General features: G+C 60.1%; 17 protein-coding genes and 1 pseudogene. All 18 read left to right on the forward strand.

Translation table 11 applies throughout. From position 1 onward, the window contains the following. Window positions 1-53 precede the first annotated feature (53 nt). The 18 genes and pseudogenes from hutC (at window position 54) to VY732_RS01835 (ending at window position 22,987) form a co-directional block, all read left to right on the forward strand. On the forward strand, window positions 54-764 hold the full coding sequence (gene hutC / locus VY732_RS01750; protein ID WP_331695835.1) for a histidine utilization repressor: 711 nt from the start codon (window positions 54-56) through the stop codon (window positions 762-764). A gap of 9 nt (window positions 765-773) precedes the next feature. Continuing rightward, window positions 774-1,343, forward strand: a complete 570-nt coding sequence (locus VY732_RS01755) for a HutD/Ves family protein (RefSeq protein WP_331693591.1) — start codon at window positions 774-776, stop codon at window positions 1,341-1,343. 464 nt (window positions 1,344-1,807) lie between these two features. Further along, window positions 1,808-3,475, forward strand: coding sequence for a urocanate hydratase (gene hutU / locus VY732_RS01760; protein ID WP_162130775.1), 1,668 nt, complete (start codon window positions 1,808-1,810; stop codon window positions 3,473-3,475). A 148-nt stretch (window positions 3,476-3,623) separates the two neighbouring features. Continuing rightward, window positions 3,624-5,096 carry a purine-cytosine permease family protein gene (locus tag VY732_RS01765; protein ID WP_034152989.1) on the forward strand — a complete coding sequence of 491 codons (1,473 nt, stop codon included), beginning with the start codon at window positions 3,624-3,626 and terminating at the stop codon, window positions 5,094-5,096. 70 nt (window positions 5,097-5,166) lie between these two features. Further along, window positions 5,167-6,135: an ABC transporter substrate-binding protein gene (locus tag VY732_RS01770; RefSeq protein WP_331693592.1), complete on the forward strand. Its 969-nt coding sequence runs from the start codon at window positions 5,167-5,169 to the stop codon at window positions 6,133-6,135. An 83-nt stretch (window positions 6,136-6,218) separates the two neighbouring features. Continuing rightward, a complete protein-coding gene (locus tag VY732_RS01775) occupies window positions 6,219-7,070 on the forward strand; it encodes an ABC transporter permease (protein WP_007949591.1) in 852 nt (283 codons plus the stop codon). Further along, window positions 7,067-7,897, forward strand: coding sequence for a quaternary amine ABC transporter ATP-binding protein (locus VY732_RS01780; protein ID WP_123592971.1), 831 nt, complete (start codon window positions 7,067-7,069; stop codon window positions 7,895-7,897). Before VY732_RS01775 ends, VY732_RS01780 begins: the two co-directional genes overlap by 4 nt. 134 nt (window positions 7,898-8,031) lie before the next feature. Next, a complete protein-coding gene (gene hutH, locus VY732_RS01785) occupies window positions 8,032-9,555 on the forward strand; it encodes a histidine ammonia-lyase (protein ID WP_331693595.1) in 1,524 nt (507 codons plus the stop codon). Between the two features lie 116 nt (window positions 9,556-9,671). After that, window positions 9,672-11,204 (forward strand): histidine ammonia-lyase, encoded by a 1,533-nt coding sequence (gene hutH, locus VY732_RS01790; RefSeq protein WP_093430057.1) that lies wholly within the window; start codon window positions 9,672-9,674, stop codon window positions 11,202-11,204. A gap of 473 nt (window positions 11,205-11,677) precedes the next feature. Beyond that, window positions 11,678-12,883: an imidazolonepropionase gene (gene hutI, locus VY732_RS01795; protein WP_137218593.1), complete on the forward strand. Its 1,206-nt coding sequence runs from the start codon at window positions 11,678-11,680 to the stop codon at window positions 12,881-12,883. A gap of 10 nt (window positions 12,884-12,893) precedes the next feature. Beyond that, window positions 12,894-13,697 (forward strand): N-formylglutamate deformylase, encoded by an 804-nt coding sequence (hutG, locus tag VY732_RS01800; RefSeq protein ID WP_331693597.1) that lies wholly within the window; start codon window positions 12,894-12,896, stop codon window positions 13,695-13,697. 261 nt (window positions 13,698-13,958) lie between these two features. After that, window positions 13,959-14,930 carry a prolyl aminopeptidase gene (gene pip, locus VY732_RS01805; protein WP_008080611.1) on the forward strand — a complete coding sequence of 324 codons (972 nt, stop codon included), beginning with the start codon at window positions 13,959-13,961 and terminating at the stop codon, window positions 14,928-14,930. Next, window positions 14,927-15,364, forward strand: a complete 438-nt coding sequence (gene dtd / locus VY732_RS01810) for a D-aminoacyl-tRNA deacylase (RefSeq protein ID WP_077570377.1) — start codon at window positions 14,927-14,929, stop codon at window positions 15,362-15,364. Before pip ends, dtd begins: the two co-directional genes overlap by 4 nt. A gap of 304 nt (window positions 15,365-15,668) precedes the next feature. Further along, window positions 15,669-17,450 (forward strand): glucan biosynthesis protein G, encoded by a 1,782-nt coding sequence (locus VY732_RS01815; protein WP_371042206.1) that lies wholly within the window; start codon window positions 15,669-15,671, stop codon window positions 17,448-17,450. Then, window positions 17,443-20,057: pseudogene (gene mdoH / locus VY732_RS01820) on the forward strand (glucans biosynthesis glucosyltransferase MdoH). The gene VY732_RS01815 and the pseudogene mdoH overlap by 8 nt, the downstream one beginning before the upstream one ends. Before the next feature lie 316 nt (window positions 20,058-20,373). Next, the gene (locus tag VY732_RS01825; protein WP_331693599.1) at window positions 20,374-21,171 is read left to right on the forward strand and encodes a transporter substrate-binding domain-containing protein; all 798 of its coding nucleotides are present in this window, start codon (window positions 20,374-20,376) and stop codon (window positions 21,169-21,171) included. Between the two features lie 129 nt (window positions 21,172-21,300). Continuing rightward, window positions 21,301-22,260, forward strand: a complete 960-nt coding sequence (locus VY732_RS01830) for an amino acid ABC transporter permease (protein ID WP_077570383.1) — start codon at window positions 21,301-21,303, stop codon at window positions 22,258-22,260. Continuing rightward, the gene (locus tag VY732_RS01835) at window positions 22,253-22,987 is read left to right on the forward strand and encodes an amino acid ABC transporter ATP-binding protein (protein WP_331693600.1); all 735 of its coding nucleotides are present in this window, start codon (window positions 22,253-22,255) and stop codon (window positions 22,985-22,987) included. Before VY732_RS01830 ends, VY732_RS01835 begins: the two co-directional genes overlap by 8 nt. The last annotated feature ends 31 nt before the right edge of the window (window positions 22,988-23,018 follow it).

Genomic DNA, 23,018 nt, shown 5'->3' on the forward strand with positions numbered 1-23,018 from the left:
AACAGGGATCAACCGTGCCGACTCCGCCTCCAGTCTCCCCGTTGGCCGCGAACATGGGCGACAGTCCGGCGCCCTTGTACGCCCGCGTCAAACAGATGATCACCCAGCAGATCGACAGCGGAAACTGGCCGCCGCACTACCGCGTGCCGTCCGAGAGCGAGCTGGTCAATCAACTCGGCTTCAGCCGCATGACCATCAACCGCGCACTGCGTGAGATGACCGCCGACGGCCTGTTGGTGCGTATGCAAGGCGTCGGCACGTTCGTCGCCGAACCGAAGAGCCAGTCTGCGCTGTTCGAAGTGCACAACATCGCCGACGAAATCGCTTCCCGTGGTCATCGCCACACCTGCCAGGTCATCACCCTCGAAGAAGAGGCCGCCGGTTCCGAACGCGCGCTGGCGCTGGACATGCGCGAAGGGCAGAAAGTATTTCACTCGCTGATCGTGCATTTCGAAAACGATATCCCGGTGCAAATCGAAGACCGTTTCGTCAACGCATTGGTCGCCCCGGAATACCTCAAGCAGGACTTCACTCTGCAAACGCCGTACGCGTATCTCAATCAGGTGGCGCCGCTGACCGAAGGCGAGCATGTGGTTGAAGCTATCCTTGCTGAGTCGTCCGAATGCAAGTTGCTGCAGATTGAAAAAGGCGAGCCGTGCCTGTTGATTCGTCGGCGCACGTGGTCGGGGCGTCAGCCGGTGACGGCTGCACGTTTGATTCATCCGGGTTCTCGTCATCGTCTGGAAGGTCGATTCCATAAATAGAGAGCATAAATGAGTGCACTTAAGGTTTTACGCGCTGAAGGCTACCCGCGCATGCCGTGGAAAAACGGCGGCGGCAGCACCGAGGAAATCACCCGTGATGCCGGCGCAGGGCTGGACGGTTTTGGCTGGCGTCTGTCGATTGCCGATATCGCCGAGTCGGGCGGCTTTTCGACCTTCGCCGGTTACCAGCGGGTGATCACCGTGTTGCAGGGGGATGGCATGACCCTGTGCGTTGACGGCGACGACACGCGCGCGCTGTTACCGCTCGACCCGTTTGCCTTCAGTGGTGAAAGCCAGGTTTCGTGCACGCTGCTCGGTGGCGCGATTCGCGACTTCAACCTGATTTACGCGCCACAGCGTTACAGCGCGCGTTTGCAGTGGCTGGACGGCGAGCAGCGGTTCTTCAGCTCGGCCGGGACGGTGCTGGTGTTCAGTGTCAGCGAGTTGCTGCAGGTGAAGGTCGCTGACAATGTTTCGCAACTCGGTCGCCATGATTGCCTGCAACTGGACGGCAACAATGGCTTGGTTGAAGTGTCCGTTGATGCGGGTTGCTGTGTCATTGAGCTGACTGCCCGCTGATTGAAAAGCCTTAAGAGATCGCAGCCTTCGGCAGCTCCTACATTGGGATTGATGTACACCCTGTAGGAGCTGCCGAAGGCTGCGATCTTTTGCTTTTGGGGTGTTCCCAACCCACGCACCAACTTGTTACCGAACGCCCCAGCGTGGCGCAAAACCACGCTCACGTAACAAAGTCCCGTCGCCCTAAATCATCCCCACGAAAAAATTCATCCACGCCCGAACCCTTGATTCAGGCGCTCTCCAGCCGTGCCCGTAATTTTTCTTGAATACCCCTCCAACAAGTTGGCCGCTTGATTGCATATGCTTGTATGTACAAGTAAAGACGTATGCGTATGAGTCGCTCGAGACTCTCCGCAGCGTCCACTGATTCGCTTGTCGCGCAGCGAAGCGCACAGGCTGCTTGCCCACTGCCAGGGTTGGTTTGAATTGATCGCTGAGGAGTCTCTTTCGTGACTGATAACAAAATGACTAAGTTTCGCGACGTCGAAATCCGTGCCGCCCGCGGCAACAAGCTGACCGCCAAGAGCTGGCTGACCGAAGCGCCGCTGCGCATGCTGATGAACAACCTCGACCCGGAAGTCGCCGAGAACCCGAAAGAGCTGGTGGTCTACGGCGGTATCGGTCGCGCCGCGCGCAACTGGGAGTGCTACGACAAGATCGTCGAGAGCCTGACCAACCTGAACGACGACGAGACCCTGCTGGTGCAATCCGGCAAGCCGGTCGGCGTGTTCAAGACTCACAGCAACGCCCCGCGTGTACTGATCGCCAACTCCAACCTCGTCCCGCACTGGGCGAGCTGGGAGCACTTCAACGAACTCGACGCCAAAGGCCTGGCCATGTACGGCCAGATGACCGCCGGCAGCTGGATCTACATCGGCAGCCAGGGCATCGTTCAAGGCACCTACGAAACCTTCGTTGAGGCCGGTCGCCAGCACTACAACGACAACCTCACCGGCAAATGGGTATTGACCGCCGGCCTCGGTGGCATGGGCGGCGCACAGCCTCTGGCCGCAACCCTCGCTGGCGCATGCTCGCTGAACATCGAATGCCAACAGGTCAGCATCGATTTCCGCCTGAAAAGTCGGTACGTCGACGAGCAGGCCAAAGACCTCGACGATGCCTTGGCGCGCATCGACAAATACACCAAAGAAGGCAAAGCGATCTCCATCGCCCTGCTGGGTAACGCCGCAGAAATTCTGCCGGAACTGGTCAAGCGCGGCGTACGCCCGGACATGGTCACCGACCAGACCAGCGCCCACGATCCGCTCAACGGTTACCTGCCAGCCGGCTGGACCTGGGACGAATACCGCGCCCGCGCCAAGACCGAACCGGCCGCTGTAATCAAAGCCGCCAAACAGTCGATGGCCGTACACGTCAAAGCCATGCTGGAATTCCAGAAGCAAGGCATTCCGACCTTCGACTACGGCAACAACATCCGTCAGATGGCGCAAGAAGAAGGCGTCGAAAACGCCTTCGACTTCCCCGGTTTCGTACCGGCTTACATTCGTCCGCTGTTCTGCCGTGGCATCGGCCCGTTCCGTTGGGCGGCGCTGTCGGGCGATCCGCAAGACATCTACAAAACCGACGCCAAGGTCAAAGAGCTGATCCCGGACGACGCGCACCTGCACAACTGGCTGGACATGGCTCGCGAGCGCATCAGCTTCCAGGGTCTGCCGGCACGTATCTGCTGGGTCGGTCTGGGTTTGCGCGCCAAGCTCGGTCTGGCCTTCAACGAAATGGTCCGCAGCGGCGAATTGTCCGCACCTATCGTGATCGGTCGCGACCACCTCGACTCCGGCTCGGTCGCCAGCCCTAACCGCGAAACCGAATCGATGCAGGACGGTTCCGACGCTGTGTCTGACTGGCCACTGCTCAACGCGCTGCTGAATACCGCGAGCGGCGCGACCTGGGTTTCCCTGCACCACGGCGGCGGCGTCGGCATGGGCTTCTCGCAGCACTCGGGCATGGTGATTGTTTGCGATGGTACTGACGAAGCGGCCGAGCGCATTGCGCGCGTGCTGCACAACGACCCGGCCACTGGCGTCATGCGTCATGCCGATGCCGGTTACCAGATCGCCATCGACTGCGCCAAGGAACAGGGCCTGAACCTGCCGATGATTACCGGAAAGTAATTCTTTCCCCTGTAGGAGTGAGCCTGCTCGCGATAAGGCCGACACATTCAGCAAATGTGCTGACTGAACCACCGCAATCGCGAGCAGGCTCACTCCTACAAAAGCCAAAACAAGAACAACACCCGGAACAATCCACAGAGGTTGAATCATGGCTGTCAACACCGATCGTGCAGGCAACAAACCGTTGATCGAAAGGCGTTCGATCGACTACATCCCGGAAGCGGAAAGACACGGTCGTCTGTTTAGCCAGTTCACCCTGTGGATGGGTGCCAACCTGCAAATCACCGCGATTGTCACCGGGGCCTTGGCCGTGGTGTTGGGCGGTGATGTGTTCTGGTCGCTGATCGGTCTGTTGATCGGTCAACTGCTCGGCGGCGGGGTGATGGCGCTGCACGCGGCGCAAGGGCCGAAACTCGGTCTGCCGCAGATGATCTCCAGCCGCGTGCAGTTTGGCGTCTATGGTGCGGCAATCCCTATCGTCTTGGTGTGCCTGATGTACCTGGGTTTCACCGCGACAGGCACGGTGCTTTCCGGTCAGGCGTTAGGCCAGCTATTCAATGTCAGCGACAGCGTCGGCATCCTGATTTTCGCCAGCGTTATCGTGCTGGTCACGGTGCTCGGTTATCGGGTGATCCACTGGATCGGCCGTGTTGCCAGCGTGATTGGCGTGATCGCTTTCGTCTTCCTGTTCTGGCGCCTGATGAGCCAGACCGACGTCGGCGCACTTCTGCAGATCCGTCACTTCAGCTGGAGCAGCTTCCTCCTCGCAGTGTCGCTCGCGGCCTCCTGGCAGATCGCTTTCGGCCCGTACGTGGCTGACTATTCCCGCTACCTGCCGAGCAACACCTCGGCGGTGAAAACCTTCTTCGCCGCCGGTGCCGGTTCAGTGGTCGGCGCACAAGTGGCGATGATCCTCGGTGTGTTCGCCGCGGCTTCCGCCAACGGCCAATTCGCCGGTCACGAAGTTGCCTACATCGTCGGTCTGGGCGGCACCGGTGCCACCGCTGCGCTGCTGTATTTCAGCATCGCGTTCGGCAAGGTGACCATCTCGACGCTGAACTCCTACGGCAGCTTCATGTGCATCGCGACCATCATCAGTGGTTTCAAAGGTCACCTGACCGTTACGCGTATGCAGCGTCTGGTGTTTGTGTTGGTGATCGTCGGCGCGGCGACCCTGATCGCGCTGCTCGGTCAGCACTCGTTCCTCGGTGCGTTCAAGTCTTTCATCCTCTTCCTGCTGGCGTTCTTCACACCGTGGAGCGCGATCAACCTGGTGGATTACTACTGCATCACCCGCGAGCGCTATGACGTGCCAGCTCTGGCCAATCCGAACGGTCGCTACGGTCGCTGGAACCTGCTCGGCATCAGCGTGTATGTGTTCGGTGTGCTGGTGCAGCTGCCGTTCATCTCCACCAAGTTCTATACCGGTCCGCTGGTGGCCGCCCTCGGTGATGTGGATATTTCCTGGATCATCGGCCTCGTGCTGCCGGCCGTCGTCTACTACGTGTGCGCAAAAAAATGGCACAGCGCGGTACCCGATCAACTGATTCTGCCGGTCGAGCAGAACAGCGTTGTACAACCTAAAACAAGCGGGGCCGGTCGCGCTGCGGCGCAGGCCTGATTTGGACGTGGACAGGGCTGGATGCCTCTTGACTGCCGTAAGCCAATTCATGATTAGGAGCGTCACAACAATGAAATCGAACAAGACCCTGCTGACCACATTGCTGTCCATGGGCCTGTTGGTCAGTGCCGGTGCGACGCAAGCCGCCGGCTGGTGCGAATCGGGTAAACCGGTGAAATTCGCCGGGCTGAACTGGGAAAGCGGCATGCTGCTGACCGACGTCCTGCAAGTGGTGCTGGAGAAAGGCTACGACTGCAAGACCGACAGTTTGCCGGGCAACTCCATCACCATGGAAAACGCCCTGAGCAGCAACGATATTCAAGTGTTCGCCGAAGAGTGGGTCGGCCGCAGCGAGGTCTGGAACAAGGCCGAGAAGGCCGGCAAGGTCGTCGGTGTCGGCGCTCCTGTCGTAGGCGCTGTCGAAGGCTGGTACGTGCCGCGTTACGTGATCGAAGGCGACGCCAAGCGCAAGCTTGAACCGAAAGCGCCGGACCTGAAAAACATCGCGGATCTGGGCAAATACGCCGCCGTGTTCAAGGACGCCGAAGAGCCGTCCAAGGGCCGTTTCTACAACTGCCCGGCCGGCTGGACCTGCGAACTCGATAACAGCGAAATGCTGAAAAGCTATGGCCTCGAAAGCAGCTACACCAATTTCCGCCCGGGCACCGGCCCGGCGCTGGATGCGGCGGTGTTGTCGAGCTACAAGCGTGGCGAGCCGATCCTGTTCTACTACTGGTCGCCAACCCCGCTGATGGGCCAGGTGGATCTGGTCAAACTCGAAGAAAAACCGGGCGTCGACAAGACCGTAAGCATCAAGGTCGGCCTGTCGAAAACCTTCCACGACGAAGCCCCGGAACTGGTTGCCGTGCTGGAAAAGGTCAACCTGCCGATCGACCTGTTGAACCAGAACCTGGGCCGCATGGCCAAGGAACGTATCGAGTCGCCAAAACTGGCGAAAATCTTCCTCAAGGAACATCCTGAGGTCTGGCATGCGTGGGTCAGTGCAGACGCAGCCAGGAAAATCGACGCGGCGCTGTAGGTCGATACCTCCCGGTCAACCGTGAGGCTGGCCGGGAGATATGCCGTAAACGCTTGATTGAGATTTCTGATTGAGAGCCGCTTATGTTTCCCGAAAGCTTTACCTTTTCCATCGCCGACTGGGTCAACGGTTGGGTCGATTCGCTGGTGACCAACTACGGTGATGTGTTCCGCCACATCTCCGACACGCTGCTGTGGGCCATCGTCAATCTTGAAGGCCTGCTGCGTGCGGCACCGTGGTGGTTGATGCTGGCGATCGTCGGTGTCGTCGCCTGGCACGCCACGCGCAAAGTCGTGACCACGGCGGTCATCGTCGGTCTGCTGTTCCTCGTCGGCGCCGTTGGCTTGTGGGACAAGCTTATGCAGACGCTGGCGCTGATGATGGTCGCGACGATCATTTCGGTGCTGATCGGCATTCCGCTGGGGATTCTCTCGGCGCGCAGCAATCGCCTGCGTTCGGTGCTGATGCCGCTGCTCGACATCATGCAGACCATGCCAAGTTTCGTGTACTTGATTCCGGTGCTGATGCTGTTCGGTCTGGGCAAGGTCCCGGCGATTTTCGCCACGGTGATCTACGCCGCACCGCCGCTGATTCGCCTCACTGATCTGGGCATCCGCCAAGTCGACGGCGAGGTGATGGAAGCGATCAATGCTTTCGGCGCCAACCGCTGGCAGCAACTGTTCGGCGTGCAACTGCCACTGGCCCTGCCGAGCATCATGGCCGGGATCAACCAGACCACGATGATGGCCCTGTCGATGGTGGTGATCGCCTCGATGATCGGTGCCCGTGGCTTGGGTGAAGATGTGCTGGTGGGGATTCAGACCCTCAACGTCGGACGTGGTCTTGAGGCCGGTCTGGCGATCGTGATTCTCGCAGTGGTCATCGACCGCATTACTCAGGCGTACGGTCGGCCACGGCATGAGGTGAGCAAATGAGCAACGCAACCGTGAGCAAGATCGAAGTCAAAAACGTCTTCAAGATTTTCGGCAACCGCGCCAAGGATGCACTGGCCATGGTCGGTCAGGGCAAGACCAAGGATCAGGTGCTGAGCGAAACCGGTTGCGTGGTCGGCGTTAACGACCTGTCGCTGAGCATCGGCACCGGCGAGATCTTCGTGATCATGGGCCTGTCCGGCTCGGGCAAATCGACGCTGGTGCGCCACTTCAACCGGCTGATCGACCCGACCAGCGGCGCGATTCTGGTCGATGGCGTGGACATCCTGCAATACGACATGGATGCCCTGCGCGAATTTCGCCGGCACAAGATCAGCATGGTGTTCCAGAGCTTCGGCCTGCTGCCGCACAAGACCGTGCTGGAGAACGTCGCTTACGGCTTGAAAGTCCGTGGCGAGAGCAAGCAAATGTGCGCGGAACGCGCGCTGCACTGGATCAACACCGTGGGCCTCAAAGGCTACGAAAACAAATACCCGCACCAGCTCTCCGGCGGCATGCGCCAGCGCGTCGGTCTGGCTCGTGCGCTGGCGGCGGACACCGACATCATCCTCATGGATGAGGCGTTCAGTGCCCTGGATCCGCTGATCCGCGCCGAGATGCAGGACCAGTTGCTGGAGCTGCAAAAGACCTTGCACAAGACCATCGTCTTCATCACTCACGATCTCGACGAGGCGGTGCGTATTGGTAACCGCATTGCAATTCTCAAGGATGGGAAGTTGATTCAGGTTGGTACGCCGAGAGAGATCCTGCATTCGCCAGCGGATGAGTATGTTGACCGGTTTGTGCAGCGGCGGGCTGCGGTGGTTTAGGTAGATTTTTGTTGGCTGGGCGGGCCTCATCGCGAGCAGGCTCACTCCTACAGTTGGAATGCGTACCCCTGTAGGAGTGAGCCTGCTCGCGATAGCGTCGGTGAAGCTGCATCAATGTTCGGATGAGGTTAATGATGTCCCAGGCTGAAAAAGTCGTTATCACCGGCGCCCCTCTGCGTTGGCAGGACGTGGTCGCTGTCGCCCGTCACGGCGCTCAACTCGAGCTGTCCAGCGACACCTGGGCGCGCATCGAAAACGCCCAAGGCATCGTCCAGCGCATCGTCGAAAGCGGTGAGCGCGCCTATGGCGTCAACACCGGCCTGGGCGGTTTGTCCAACGTTTCCCTGAAAGACGAGCAGCTCAGCCAGCTCTCGCGCAACACCTTGCTCAGCCATGCCTGCGGCGTCGGCCCGGTACTCGCCGACGAGCAGACTCGCGCGATCATCTGCGCGGCAATCCACAACTACAGCCACGGCAAATCCGGCATTCATCGTCGGGTCGTCGAAGCGCTGCTGGCGCTGCTCAATCGCGGGATCACCCCGCAGGTTCCGTCGCAAGGCTCGGTCGGTTACCTGACCCACATGGCGCACATCGGCATCGCGTTGCTCGGCGTCGGCAATGTCAGCTATCGCGGGCAGATCACTTCGGCGCAACAGGCGCTGGCCGAAGAAGGCCTGCAACCAGTGCAACTCGGTGCGAAGGACGGTTTGTGCCTGGTCAACGGCACGCCGTGCATGACCGGCCTCAGCTGTCTGGCGATTGCCGACGCGACACGATTGGTGCAGTGGGCCGATGTGATCGGCGCAATGAGTTTCGAAGCCCAGCGCGGTCAGATCGATGCGTTCGATGCCGAGATCATCGCGCTGAAACCGCACCCGGGCATGCAGCAGGTCGGCATCAATCTGCGCGCCTTGCTCGATGGCAGTGAAGTGATTGCGTCGAGCAAAGGCATTCGCACTCAGGATGCGCTGAGTATCCGCTCGATCCCGCAGGTACACGGTGCCGCGCGCGATCAACTCGATCATGCGATCAAACAGGTCGAAGCCGAACTCAATGGCTGCACCGATAACCCGCTGTTGCTGGGTACGCCGGACAACTTCCGGGTGATGTCGCAAGCCAACCCGCACGGCCAATCGGTGGCGATGGCGGCGGATTTGTTGGCGATTGCCATGGCCGAAATCGGCTCGATTGCCGAGCGTCGCCTCGATCGTCTGGTGAACCCGCACGTTAGCGGTTTGCCGGCATTTCTGGTGGCCAATCCTGGGGTTAATTCCGGGATGATGATCGTGCAATACGTCGCCGCGTCACTGTGTGCGGAAAACCGTCAATTGGCGCAACCGGCGGTGCTCGATAACTACATTACCTCGGGCCTGCAGGAAGACCACTTGAGCATGGGCACCAACGCCGCGCTGAAGCTGCACCGCGCGCTGGAAAACTGCACGCAGATCCTCGCTATCGAATATCTGCTGGCGGCGCAGGCGTTTGAATTCCTCAAGGAACAGCGCTTTGGCGTGGGCACCGATATCGCTTGGCGACTGCTGCGCGAAAAAGTCCCGGCCTACGATCAGGATCGCTGGCTGGCGCCGGATATCGCTGCTGCCGCGAGCGTGTTGAAAGCCCCAAATCTGCTGCGCAACGCTTTACCGAATTTGCACTGAAAAATACCCACGCCAGCGTGCCAAGGCGCGACTCCCCAAAAGGCGAGACGCGACGGACAACGGACATCTCCGGAGCGTCTGGCGAGTTAATAACAAACTCTCAAAAGGAGCACAAAATGACTGCGCTGAACCTGATTCCCGGCCAACTGAGCCTGGCCCAACTGCGTGACGTCTACCAGAACCCGGTCAAGCTGACGCTCGACAACAGCGCATCGCAGCAGATCGAAGCCAGCGTCGCCTGCGTCGAGCAGATCCTCGCCGAGAACCGCACCGCCTACGGCATCAACACCGGTTTCGGCCTGCTGGCCTCGACGCGCATCGCCAGCGAAGACCTGGAAAACCTGCAGCGCTCGCTGGTGTTGTCCCACGCCGCCGGTGTCGGCCAGCCGATCAGCGATGAGCTGGTGCGGCTGATCATGGTGCTCAAGGTCAATAGCCTCAGTCGTGGTTTCTCCGGCATTCGCCGCGTAGTGATCGATGCGCTGATCGCGCTGATCAATGCCGAGGTGTATCCGCACATTCCACTGAAAGGTTCGGTGGGTGCATCGGGCGACTTGGCGCCGTTGGCGCACATGTCGCTGGTACTGCTGGGCGAGGGCAAGGCGCGTTACAAGGGCGAGTGGATGGAAGCCACTGAAGCGCTGAAAGTGGCCGGCCTGACGCCGCTGACGCTGGCGGCGAAAGAAGGTCTGGCGCTGCTCAACGGTACTCAGGTTTCCACCGCGTTCGCGCTGCGCGGTCTGTTTGAAGGTGAGGACTTGTTCGCGGGCGCACTGGCGCTGGGTGGTCTGACGGTTGAAGCGGTATTGGGCTCGCGTTCGCCGTTCGATGCACGCATTCACGCCGCGCGCGGCCAGAAAGGTCAGATCGACGCGGCTGCCGCTTATCGTGATCTGCTTGGTGAGCGCAGCGAAGTCTCCGACTCGCACCAGAACTGCGAGAAGGTCCAGGATCCGTACTCGCTGCGTTGCCAGCCGCAAGTCATGGGCGCTTGCCTGACCCAGTTCCGTCAGGCTGCTGAAGTGCTCGCAGTTGAGGCCAACGCCGTTTCCGATAACCCGCTGGTGTTTGCCGCTGAAGGCGACGTGATTTCCGGCGGCAACTTCCACGCCGAGCCGGTGGCCATGGCCGCTGACAACATGGCGCTGGCCATCGCCGAAATCGGCTCGCTGAGCGAGCGCCGTATTTCGCTGATGATGGACAAGCACATGTCGCAGCTGCCGCCGTTCCTCGTCGCCAATGGTGGGGTGAACTCCGGCTTCATGATCGCTCAGGTTACTGCAGCGGCATTGGCTAGCGAGAACAAGGCGTTGTCGCATCCGCATTCGGTGGACAGCCTGCCTACTTCGGCCAACCAGGAAGACCACGTGTCGATGGCGCCTGCTGCGGGCAAGCGTCTGTGGGAAATGGCCGAAAACACGCGCGGCATTCTCGCGGTGGAATGGCTGGCGGCGGTGCAGGGTCTGGATCTGCGTAACGGTCTGAAGACTTCGGCGAAGCTGGAACAGGCGCGGGCGATTTTACGTAAGGAAGTGCCGTTTTATGAGAAGGATCGGTTCTTTGCGCCGGACATTAACGCGGCGACTGAGCTGTTGGCGTCGCGGTGTTTGACTGGGTTGGTTTCGGCGAAATTGCTGCCTAGTTTGTAAGTGTGTTTTCAGGGGGAGTTTTGTTGTTAGTGAAATCGATCCCCCTCACCCCAGCCCTCTCCCCCAGGGGGGAGAGGGGGAAGGGAGCCGATCTTCGTGGTTTTCAGAGCCTGAGTTCGGCTCAGAATTTTCAGGTCGGTGTACCTCGACAGAGCAACACGGTCAGTCCTTTTTCTCCCCTGTGGGAGAGGGGGAAGGGAGCCGATCTTCATGGTTTTCAAAGCCTGAGTTCGACTCAGAGCTTTCAGGTCGATGTACCTCGACAGAACAACGGTCAGTTCTTTTTCTTCCGTGTGAGAGAGAGGGAAAGGGAGCCGATCTCGGTGAGCTTCAAGGCCTGAGTTCGACACAAAAATTTCAGGTCGGTGTAACTCGACAGAACAACCCGGTCAGTCCCCTCTCCCTCCGGGAGAGGGCTAGGGTGAGGGGCTTTTCAGGGCCGCCCACCAAACCAACCCCAACGGAGGCCAACAGTGAAAACCCTCTGGCAACACTGCCACGTCGCAACCATGGCGCAGGGCGTCTACTCGATCATCGAAGATGCGGCCATCGTGACGTCCGGTGCGCACATCGAGTGGATCGGCCCGCGCAATCAATTACCGTCCGGCGAATACCCGGCGGTCAACGACCTGCAAGGTGCATGGGTCACGCCCGGCCTGATCGATTGCCACACCCACACGGTGTTCGGCGGTAACCGCAGCGGCGAATTCGAAAAGCGCCTGCAAGGCGTCAGCTATGCGGAAATCGCAGCGTCCGGTGGCGGCATCGCCAGCACCGTGCGCGCGACTCGCGAAGCCACTGAAGACGAGCTGTTCGCCAGCGCCGCCAAGCGTCTGAAAAGCCTGATGCGCGACGGCGTGACCACAGTCGAGATGAAATCCGGCTATGGCCTCGATCTGGCCAATGAACGCAAGATCCTCCGGGTCATCCGGCGCTTGGCCAAAGAGCTACCGATCAGCGTACGCAGCACCTGCCTGGCCGCCCACGCGTTGCCACCGGAATACAAAGATCGCGCCGACGACTACATCGATCTGATCTGCAGCGAAATGCTGCCAGCACTGGCTGCCGAAGGTCTGGTCGATGCCGTGGATGCGTTCTGCGAATACCTGGCGTTCTCCCCTGAGCAAGTCGAACGCGTGTTCATCGCCGCACAAAAACTCGGCCTGCCAGTGAAACTGCATGCCGAACAATTGTCGTCGCTGCATGGCTCCAGCCTCGCCGCGCGCTATAAGGCGCTGTCTGCGGATCACCTGGAATTCATGGACGAAGCCGACGCCATCGCCATGGCCGAAGCCGACACCGTCGCGGTGCTGCTGCCGGGTGCGTTCTATTTTCTGCGTGAAACCCAATTGCCGCCGATGGACGCCCTGCGCAAGCACAAGGTGAAGATCGCCATCGCCAGCGACCTCAACCCCGGCACCTCGCCGGCGCTGTCGTTGCGGCTGATGCTGAACATGGCCTGCACCTGTTTGCGCATGACCCCGGAAGAAGCCTTGGCCGGCGCCACCATCCACGCCGCGCAGGCGTTGGGCATGGCCGACACCCACGGTTCGCTGGAAGTCGGCAAGGTCGCGGATTTCGTTGCCTGGCACATCGATCGTCCGGCGGATCTGGCCTATTGGCTCGGCGGTGATCTGGACAAACGCGTCGTGCGTCACGGCGTCGAATCAAATCTGTAGGAGGGCGGTTGTGGATAAGGTTCTGAACTTCAAACAAGGGTGCGTGCCGTTGTTGATCAGCATGCCGCATGCCGGCGTGCGCCTGACACCTGCGGTGGAAGCCGGTTTAATCCCGGACGCGAAAAGCCTGCCGGACACCGACTGGCACATTCCGCAGTTGTACGACTTCGCCGAAGAACTGGGCGCGAGCACTCTGGCTGCCGAGTACTCGCGGTTCGTCATCGACCTGAATCGTCCCTCCGACGACAAACCGCTATACGCCGGGGCGACCACCGGGCTGTACCCGGCGACGTTGTTCGATGGCATTCCGTTGTTCCGCGAAGGGCACGAGCCGTCGAAAGAAGAGCGCGCGACTTATCTGGAGCAGATCTGGACGCCATATCACCGCACGCTTCAGGAAGAGCTGGCGCGGTTGAAAGCCGAATTCGGTTACGCGCTATTGTTCGATGCGCACTCGATCCGTTCGATCATCCCGCACCTGTTCGACGGCAAGCTGCCGGACTTCAACCTCGGCACCTTCAACGGCGCCAGTTGTGATTCGCAGTTGGCGACGCAACTGGAAGCGATTTGCGCACGCCACGGCAATTACAGCCACGTGCTCAACGGCCGCTTCAAGGGCGGCCACATCACCCGCCATTACGGCAACCCGGCCGAGAACATCCACGCGGTGCAGCTGGAGTTGTGCCAGAGCACCTACATGGAAGAGTTCGAACCGTTCCGCTATCGCGCCGATCTGGCCGAGCCGACGCGGGTGGTGCTCAAAGAATTGCTGCAGGGTTTCCTCTCCTGGGGCCAAAAGCACCACGCGCAATAACGCCATACACCTAACCCCTGTAGGAGTGAGCCTGCTCGCGATAGCGGTGTGTCAGTTACTGAAGTGTTACCTGACCCAACGCTATCGCGAGCAGGCTCACTCCTACAGGTTTTGTATGCGGACCCACTCGCTCTGGTAAATGGCTGACAAGCGGTGACATCGCAGAGGCATGCTCATTGACGTAAATCGGGTTTATGATGCCCAACGGCAGAATAATAGAAGTCCCCCCAGGGATGACCTCGACCCCTTACGGAGCGCGCAATGCAGACTTTGTTTCCGCAGATCAAACCTCACGCCCGGCACGATCTGGCTGTCGATGACACCCATACGCTATACGTCGACGAAAGCGGTTCGCCGGAGGGTTTGCCGGTTGTGTTCATCCACGGCGGCCCCGGCGCCGGTTGCGACGCGCAGAGCCGTCGCTATTTCGATCCGAACCTGTATCGCATTGTTACCTTCGACCAGCGCGGCTGCGGACGCTCCACACCGCACGCGAGCCTGGAAAACAACACCACCTGGGATCTGGTCGCCGACCTTGAGCGCATCCGCAAACATCTGGGCATTGATAAATGGGTGCTGTTCGGCGGCTCGTGGGGTTCGACCCTGGCGCTGGCTTACGCACAAACCCACCCGGAGCGTGTTCACGGTCTGATCCTGCGCGGGATCTTTCTCTGCCGTCCGCAGGAAATCGAGTGGTTCTATCAGGCCGGTGCCAGCCGTCTGTTCCCTGATTACTGGCAGGACTACATCGCGCCGATTCCGCTGGACGAACGCGACGACCTGCTCAGCGCTTTCCACAAACGCCTGACCGGCAACGACCAGATCGCCCAGATGCACGCGGCCAAAGCCTGGTCGACCTGGGAAGGGCGCACCGCGACCCTGCGGCCGAACCCGCTGGTGGTCGATAGGTTCTCCGAGCCGCAACGCGCGCTGTCGATTGCGCGGATCGAATGCCATTACTTCACCAACAACGCCTTCCTTGAGCCGAACCAGCTGATTCGCGACATGGGCAAAATCGCTCATCTGCCGGGCGTGATCATTCACGGCCGTTATGACGTGATCTGCCCGCTCGACAACGCCTGGGAACTGCATCAAGCGTGGCCGAACAGCGAACTGCAGGTGATTCGCGATGCCGGCCACGCGGCCTCGGAACCGGGCATCACCGATGCACTTGTGCGTGCGGCGGGCAACATGGCGCGGCGCCTGCTCGACCTGCCGCCCGAAGAAGCATGAAAGGGCTTTTACAGCGCGTTCGCGGTGCGCGCGTCGAGGTAGATGGAGAGGTAGTGGGCGCCGTTGATCACGGTTTGCTGGTGCTGGTGGCGGTCGAACCCGACGACACGCGTACCAGCGCCGACAAACTTCTGCATAAACTGCTTAACTATCGGGTATTCAGTGATGCGGAGGGCAAGATGAACTTGTCCCTCGCCGATGTCGGTGGCGGGTTGCTGCTGGTCTCGCAGTTCACCCTCGCGGCCGACACCAAAAGCGGGTTGCGCCCGAGCTTTTCGACGGCAGCGCCTCCAGCCTTGGGCGAGGAATTGTTCGACTATCTATTAAGCAGTGCGAAACAGGTGCATGGCACTGTGGCATCAGGTAGATTCGGCGCCGATATGCAGGTGCATTTGGTCAACGATGGCCCGGTTACCTTTTTGTTACAGACTTGAAAGCGCTTGAAACACCTTTTTGGGAAATTTCGACTGTTTTTAGGGTGTTTTCGCGATAAATACTTTGTTACCCCTGATGCGTTGTCATGCGGGCTACTAGATAATCGCGCGCACTGGGATCAGCGTTCGCTGATCCATTTTCACTTAGGTAGAGACTTGTCCGGATCCGATTGGGGAATCATTTTGCCCCAGCGGAGTCGGAACAATGCTCGCCAACCTGGCATATAGATAGCTGGCCGTTGGTTTTTTGATCTGTTTTCGGCGAGGGTTGCTCGTGATTGTTAGTCCCTGTAATGCAGCAAAAATGTCTGCCAAACGCATGCGAAGTGCCCTGGTAGCGGGTTCGGCGCTCCTGTGCCTGCTCAGCGCCGGCCAGCTTTGGGCGTTCAATCTTGACGATGTATCGGCGAAGGCTAAAGAACTGGCCGGGCAGAAGTTCGAAGCCCCGCGCAGCAACCTGCCGAACGAATTCCGCGACATGAAATTCGCGGACTATCAGAAAATCCGCTTCCTCACCGAAAAGGCTGAGTGGGCTGATCAGAAGACCCCGTTCAAACTGTCCTTCTATCACCAGGGTATGCACTTCGATACGCCGGTGAAAATCAACGAAATCACAGCGAACACCGTCGAAGAGATCAAATACGATCCGACGCGCTTCGATTTCGGCGACCTGAAATTCGATCCGAAAGCCACCGAACAACTGGGCTATGCCGGTTTCCGTGTGCTGTACCCGATCAACAAGGCCGACAAACAAGACGAAATCATGACCATGCTCGGCGCGAGTTACTTCCGCGTTGTCGGCAAGGGCCACACCTACGGCCTCTCGGCGCGTGGTCTGGCGATTGATACCGCGCTGCCGTCGGGCGAAGAATTCCCGCGTTTCCGCGAGTTCTGGATTCAACAGCCGAAGCCGGGCGACAAGCACCTGGTGATCTTCGCGCTGCTCGATTCGCCGCGCGCCACCGGTGCCTACCGCCTGATCCTGCGTCCGGGCAGCGACACCATTGTCGACGTCAAAGCGCAGATGTTCCTGCGTGACAAGGTCGGCAAACTGGGCATCGCACCGCTGACCAGCATGTTCCTGTTCGGCGCCAACCAGCCGTCGAAAGTCCTCAACTACCGTCGTGAACTGCACGACTCCAGCGGTCTGTCGATCCATGCCGGTAACGGCGAGTGGATCTGGCGCCCGTTGAACAACCCGAAACACCTGGCCGTGAGCAACTTCAGCATCGAGAACCCGCGTGGTTTCGGTCTGCTGCAACGTGGCCGTGACTTCAGCCACTACGAAGACCTCGACGACCGTTACGACAAGCGTCCAAGCGCCTGGATCGAGCCGAAGGGCGAGTGGGGCAAGGGCACCGTTGATCTGGTAGAGATTCCAACCGCCGACGAAACCAACGACAACATCGTTGCGTTCTGGAGCCCGGAAAAAATGCCGGAGCCGGGTCAGCCGCTGGACTTCGCTTACCGCATGCACTGGACCATGGACGAAGCGGCGATTCATGCGCCGGACAGCGCTTGGGTTTCGCAGACTCTGCGTTCGACCGGTGACGTCAAGCAATCGAACCTGATTCGTCAGCCGGACGGCAGCGTTGCCTACTTGGTCGACTTCGAAGGTCCATCGCTCGCCGCGCTGACCCCGGATGCCGACGTACGCAGCCAGGTCAGTGTTGGCGACAACGCCGAACTGGTCGAGAACAGCGTGCGTTACAACCCGGAAACCAAGGGCTGGCGCTTGACCCTGCGCATGAAGATCAAGGACGCGAGCAAGTCGACCGAGATGCGTGCCGCTCTGGTTCAGCCAGTCGTGACCGCTGATCTGGCGAAATCGGTACCGGCGTCCAACTCGTCCGTTGCCAAGGCCGACAAGGTTGCCGCCAAGCAGCAAGAGAAGCTCGACAAGGAAGCCAAGGCCGCCGAAGCCAAACAGGCCGACGCCAAGCCAGCCGCAGATGCCAAGGACAAGGCCAACAAAGACGCCAAGCAGCCAGCGGCTGCCGACGCGGCCCCAGCCACACCGGAATCGGCACCGACTGAAGAAGTCCTGACCGAGACCTGGAGCTATCAGTTGCCTGCCGATGAGTAACTCTCAAGTACAGCCAGAGACTCTGTCCGAGTATCTGGCGCATCTGCCGATGACCGACGAGCAGCGCGCGGAACTCGCGGGCTGCCAGTCGTTCAGCGAGTTGCATGAACGCCTGTCGTCCTCGACGTTCGACGCCCCTGCCGAAGCCGCCCAGGCTTCGGTGGGCAAGCGCCTGACCCTGAGCACCGCCGAAGAGCTGGAAGACGCGGAGATGCTGGTGCTCGACGCCAGTGGCCGCGTCAGCATGAAGGCGACGCCGCCGATCCGTCGGACCAAGGTCGTGCCGGAGCCGTGGCGCACCAATATTCTGGTGCGCGGCTGGCGCCGTATGACCGGTCGTACCAACCCGCCGCAGCCGCCAAAGGACGAAAACGTCCTGCCGGCCGCGCGCTGGCGCACCGTAGGTTCGATCCGTCGCTACATTCTGTTGCTGCTGATGCTTGGCCAGACCATCGTTGCCGGCTGGTACATGAAAGGCATCATGCCGTACCAAGGCTGGTCGTTCGTTGATCTTGATGAAGTCCTGCATCAGCCGCTGCTGCAAACCGCCACGCAAGTGCTGCCGTACGCGCTGCAAACCAGCATCCTGATTCTGTTCGGGATTCTGTTCTGCTGGGTATCGGCCGGTTTCTGGACCGCGCTGATGGGCTTCCTCGAGTTGCTCACCGGTCACGATAAATACCGTATCTCCGGCAAAAGCGCCGGCAACGAGCCGATTGCCAAAGACGCGCGTACCGCGTTGGTCATGCCGATCTGCAACGAAGACGTACCGCGCGTGTTCGCCGGTCTGCGCGCGACGTTCGAATCGGTCGCCGCCACTGGTGATCTGGATCGTTTCGACTTCTTCGTTCTCAGCGACAGTAACGACACCGATATCTGCGTGGCCGAGCAGCAGGCCTGGCTGGACGTCTGCCGCGAAGCCAAAGGTTTCGGCAAGATCTTCTATCGCCGCCGTCGCCGTCGTGTGAAACGCAAAAGCGGCAACCTCGACGACTTCTGCCGTCGTTGGGGCGGTGACTACAAGTACATGGTCGTGCTCGACGCCGACTCAGTGATGAGCGGCGAGTGCCTGACCAGTCTGGTGCGCTTGATGGAAGCCACGCCGGACGCCGGGATCATCCAGACCGCGCCGCGTGCGTCGGGCATGGACACGCTGTATGCGCGTATGCAGCAGTTTGCCACTCGCGTATACGGCCCGTTGTTTACCGCCGGTCTGCACTTCTGGCAGTTGGGTGAATCCCACTACTGGGGTCACAACGCGATCATCCGCATGAAGCCGTTCATCGACCACTGCGCCTTGGCGCCGTTGCCGGGTAAAGGCGCGTTCTCGGGTGCGATTCTGTCCCACGACTTCGTGGAAGCCGCGTTGATGCGCCGTGCCGGTTGGGGCGTGTGGATTGCCTATGACTTGCCGGGCAGCTACGAAGAACTGCCGCCGAACCTGCTCGACGAACTCAAGCGTGACCGTCGCTGGTGCCACGGTAACCTGATGAACTTCCGCCTGTTCCTGGTGAAGGGCATGCACCCGGTGCACCGTGCGGTGTTCCTCACCGGCGTGATGTCGTACCTGTCGGCGCCGTTGTGGTTCTTCTTTCTGGTGCTGTCGACCGCGCTGCTGGCGGTGAACACGCTGATGGAGCCGCAGTACTTCCTCGAACCGCGTCAGCTCTATCCGCTGTGGCCACAATGGCACCCGGACAAGGCGATCGCGCTGTTCTCGACGACCATCGTGCTGCTGTTCCTGCCGAAACTGTTGAGCATCATCCTGATCTGGGCCAAGGGCGCGAAAGAGTTCGGCGGCAAGTTCAAGGTGACCCTGTCGATGCTGCTGGAGATGTTGTTCTCCATGCTGCTGGCGCCGGTGCGGATGATTTTCCACACCCGTTTCGTTCTGGCCGCGTTCCTCGGCTGGGCCGCGACCTGGAATTCGCCGCAGCGTGACGACGACTCGACGCCTTGGAGCGAAGCGGTCAAACGCCACGGCCCGCAGACCCTGCTGGGTTTCTGCTGGGCGCTGCTGGTGATCTGGCTGAACCCGAGCTTCCTCTGGTGGCTGGTGCCAATCGTCGGTTCGCTGATGCTGTCGATCCCGGTATCGGTGATCTCCAGCCGTGTCGGTCTGGGCCTGAAGTCCCGTGACGAGAGCCTGTTCCTCATCCCTGAGGAATACAATCCGCCACAGGCGCTGCTGGCGACTGATCAGTACACCCACGAAAATCGTTACCACGCCCTTAACGACGGCTTCGTCCGCGCGGTGGTCGATCCGCAGCAGAATGCTCTGGCGTGCTCGCTGGCGACCTCGCGTCACGGTCAGGCCGAGCCGATCGAGTGGTTGCGTCAGGAACGTGTGCGTCACGCGATCAAGGTTGGCCCGGCCGGGCTGAACAACCATGATCGCTTGCAGCTGTTGAGCGACCCTGTGGCGCTGGCGCGTCTGCATGAGCAGGTTTGGGCTGAAGGTCTCGCTGAGTGGCTGGATGCCTGGCGGGCTTCGGTGAAAGCCGATCCGCATGCGCCGCTGTTGCCGTTGCGACCGGTGAGCTTGCAGGCTCAGCCGGCCTGATAAAGAAACCCCGCGATGTTGCGGGGTTTTTTTTGACCTGCTGAAAAGCCCCTCACCCTAACCCTCTCCCAGAGGGAGAGGGGACCGACCGCGTTGAATATTCGAGATACGCCGACCTGAGATATCGAGTCGAACTCAAGTTTTGAATATTCCCCGATCTGCTCCCTTTCCCCCTCGCCCCCTTGGGGGGAGAGGGCTGGGGTGAGGGGGGAGCTCTTGATTGTTAAACAAATCGTCCATTAAACCTTGTGCAAAAAAACGAGTGCGTTAGCATCCGTCCCCGAATTGGCGCACCCGGGCTTTTTTGCCTGTCTCTGTTGGTTTTCGCGCCGCACACGCAATGGTTTTGGGGACTTGAAGATGAAGAAGTATCTGTCGATGCTGCTGGTCGGCGTCACGGCACTGGTTGCAGTCAATGCGGCGCAGGCTGGCGCAATCGATGACGCGGTCAAGCGCGGCACGTTGAAGGTCGGTATGGATCCGACCTACATGCCGTTCGAAATGACCAACAAGCGCGGCGAAATCATCGGTTTCGAAGTCGACATCCTCAAAGCCATGTCCAAGGCCATGGGCGTCAAACTGGAACTGGTTTCGACCGGCTACGACGGCATCATCCCGGCGCTGATGACCGACAAGTTCGACATGATCGGCAGCGGCATGACCCTGACTCAGGAACGCAACCTGCGCCTGAACTTCAGCGAACCGTTCATCGTGGTCGGCCAGACCCTGCTGATCCGTAAGGAGCTGGAAGGCACCATCAAGTCCTACAAAGACCTGAACACCGCCGACTACCGCATCACCTCCAAGCTCGGCACTACCGGCGAAATGGTCGCCAAGAAGCTGATCTCCAAAGCCAAGTACCACGGCTACGACAACGAGCAGGAAGCCGTGCTCGACGTGGTCAACGGCAAGGCTGACGCCTTCATCTACGACGCGCCTTACAACGTGGTTGCGGTGAACAAGGTCGGCGCCGGCAAACTGGTGTTCCTCGACAAGCCGTTCACCTACGAGCCTTTGGCGTTTGGTCTGAAGAAGGGTGATTACGACAGCCTCAACTTCATAAACAACTTCCTGCACCAGATCCACGAAGACGGCACCTACGATCGCATCCATGACAAGTGGTTCAAGAGCACCGAGTGGCTCAAGGACATGGAATAAGCCCGGTCGCATAGACCGAGTCGCCCCATTCGCGAGCAGGCTCGCTCCCACATTGGAATGCATTCCCCTGTGGGAGTGAGCCTGCTCGCGAAGAGGCCCTCCAGAGCAACACAAAATCCGGAACCTGCAATGAAACATAAAAAAGCCCAATGGCCCTGGCACGTCCTCACCGTGCTGGTGCTGGTCGGCCTCGCGGGCGCGTTGTATTACGCGACGTCGCTGATGTCTTACGAATGGCGCTGGAACCGCGTGCCGCAGTACTTCGCCTATCAGGCTGAAGAAACCCAGCGTGCCACGGACATTTCCACCGTCACTGAACTGGTGCGCAAGGGCAGCAGCGCGCAAGTCACTTTGCGCAACGACGCCGGTGACGAGCAGCACCTGACCGTCGACGAAAACAGCCTGCAATTCGCTCAGGGCGACGATGTCGCCGAAGGTGACGTCGTGGGCGTCACTCGGCATTGGGCGGCAGGACCGTTGTTGTGGGGCCTGTGGACGACGCTTTGGCTGTCAGTTGTTTCCGGTGTCCTGGGTTTGCTGATCGGCCTGGTCACTGGCCTGTGCCGTCTGTCGAACAACCCGACCCTGCGCGACCTCTCGACGATCTACGTCGAACTGGTGCGCGGCACGCCGCTGCTGGTGCAGATCTTCATTTTCTATTTCTTCATCGGCACGGTGATGAACCTGTCCCGCGAATTCGCCGGGATCGCCGCGCTGTCGCTGTTCACCGGTGCCTACGTAGCGGAGATCATCCGTTCCGGCGTGCAATCGATTGCCCGTGGCCAGAACGAAGCGGCGCGTTCGCTCGGTCTGAGTGCCGGCCAGTCGATGCGTCACGTGGTGTTGCCGCAAGCGCTGAAACGCGTTTTGCCGCCACTGGCCGGGCAGTTCATCAGTCTGGTCAAGGACACCTCGCTGGTGTCGGTGATCGCCATCACCGAGCTGCTGAAAAGCGGCCGTGAAGTCATCACTACGTCGTTCTCGCCGTTCGAGATTCTGTTCTGCGTCGCCGGCCTGTACCTGTTGATCAACCTGCCGCTGTCGAAAATCGCCAGTCGGCTTGAGCGGAGGCTCGCGCAAAGTGATTGAAGTCCGCGATCTGGTAAAAGTCTTCGACACCCGTGGTCAAGTGGTGCGCGCGGTGGATAACGTCAGCACCACGGTATCCAAGGGCGAAGTGCTGGTGGTGATCGGCCCGTCGGGTTCCGGCAAGTCGACCTTCCTGCGTTGCCTCAATGGCCTGGAAGAATTCGATTCCGGTTCGGTGAGTATCGACGGCCTGCAACTGGCCGACCCGAAAACCGACGTCAACGCCTACCGCCGCGAAGTCGGCATGGTGTTTCAGCATTTCAACCTGTTCCCGCACATGACCGTGCTGGAAAACCTCTGTCTGGCGCAGAAAGTCGTGCGCAAGCGCGGCAAGAAAGAGCGCGAGGCCAAGGCGATGGAGTTGCTGAAAAAGGTCGGGATTGCACAGAAGGCCAACGAGTTTCCATCACGCCTGTCCGGCGGTCAGCAACAGCGCGTGGCGATTGCCCGGGCGTTGGCGATGGAGCCGAAGGTCATGCTGTTCGATGAGCCGACCTCGGCCCTCGACCCGGAAATGGTCGGTGAGGTGCTGGACGTGATGAAGAACCTGGCCGTGGAAGGCATGACCATGGTCTGCGTGACCCACGAGATGGGTTTTGCCCGGGAAGTGGCGGATCGGGTGTTGTTTTTCGATCACGGCAAATTGCTTGAAGATGCCGCGCCGGCAGAGTTCTTCGATGCACCGAAGGACCCGCGCGCCCAAGCCTTCCTGCGTCAGGTTCTGTAATCTCAGCGCCTGTCAGTAACCCTTCGCGAGC

Origin of the sequence: Pseudomonas sp. ZY71, from assembly GCF_036542145.1 — a bacterium.
GTDB lineage: Bacteria > Pseudomonadota > Gammaproteobacteria > Pseudomonadales > Pseudomonadaceae > Aquipseudomonas > Aquipseudomonas koreensis_A.

Coding starts and splice junctions, on each gene's coding strand:
- hutC (WP_331695835.1), top strand. CDS start 54: ATGGGCGACAGTCCGGCGCCCTTGTACGCCCGCGTCAAACAGATGATC.
- VY732_RS01755 (WP_331693591.1), top strand. CDS start 774: ATGAGTGCACTTAAGGTTTTACGCGCTGAAGGCTACCCGCGCATGCCG.
- hutU (WP_162130775.1), top strand. CDS start 1,808: ATGACTAAGTTTCGCGACGTCGAAATCCGTGCCGCCCGCGGCAACAAG.
- VY732_RS01765 (WP_034152989.1), top strand. CDS start 3,624: ATGGCTGTCAACACCGATCGTGCAGGCAACAAACCGTTGATCGAAAGG.
- VY732_RS01770 (WP_331693592.1), top strand. CDS start 5,167: ATGAAATCGAACAAGACCCTGCTGACCACATTGCTGTCCATGGGCCTG.
- VY732_RS01775 (WP_007949591.1), top strand. CDS start 6,219: ATGTTTCCCGAAAGCTTTACCTTTTCCATCGCCGACTGGGTCAACGGT.
- VY732_RS01780 (WP_123592971.1), top strand. CDS start 7,067: ATGAGCAACGCAACCGTGAGCAAGATCGAAGTCAAAAACGTCTTCAAG.
- hutH (WP_331693595.1), top strand. CDS start 8,032: ATGTCCCAGGCTGAAAAAGTCGTTATCACCGGCGCCCCTCTGCGTTGG.
- hutH (WP_093430057.1), top strand. CDS start 9,672: ATGACTGCGCTGAACCTGATTCCCGGCCAACTGAGCCTGGCCCAACTG.
- pip (WP_008080611.1), top strand. CDS start 13,959: ATGCAGACTTTGTTTCCGCAGATCAAACCTCACGCCCGGCACGATCTG.
- dtd (WP_077570377.1), top strand. CDS start 14,927: ATGAAAGGGCTTTTACAGCGCGTTCGCGGTGCGCGCGTCGAGGTAGAT.
- VY732_RS01815 (WP_371042206.1), top strand. CDS start 15,669: ATGTCTGCCAAACGCATGCGAAGTGCCCTGGTAGCGGGTTCGGCGCTC.
- VY732_RS01825 (WP_331693599.1), top strand. CDS start 20,374: ATGAAGAAGTATCTGTCGATGCTGCTGGTCGGCGTCACGGCACTGGTT.
- VY732_RS01830 (WP_077570383.1), top strand. CDS start 21,301: ATGAAACATAAAAAAGCCCAATGGCCCTGGCACGTCCTCACCGTGCTG.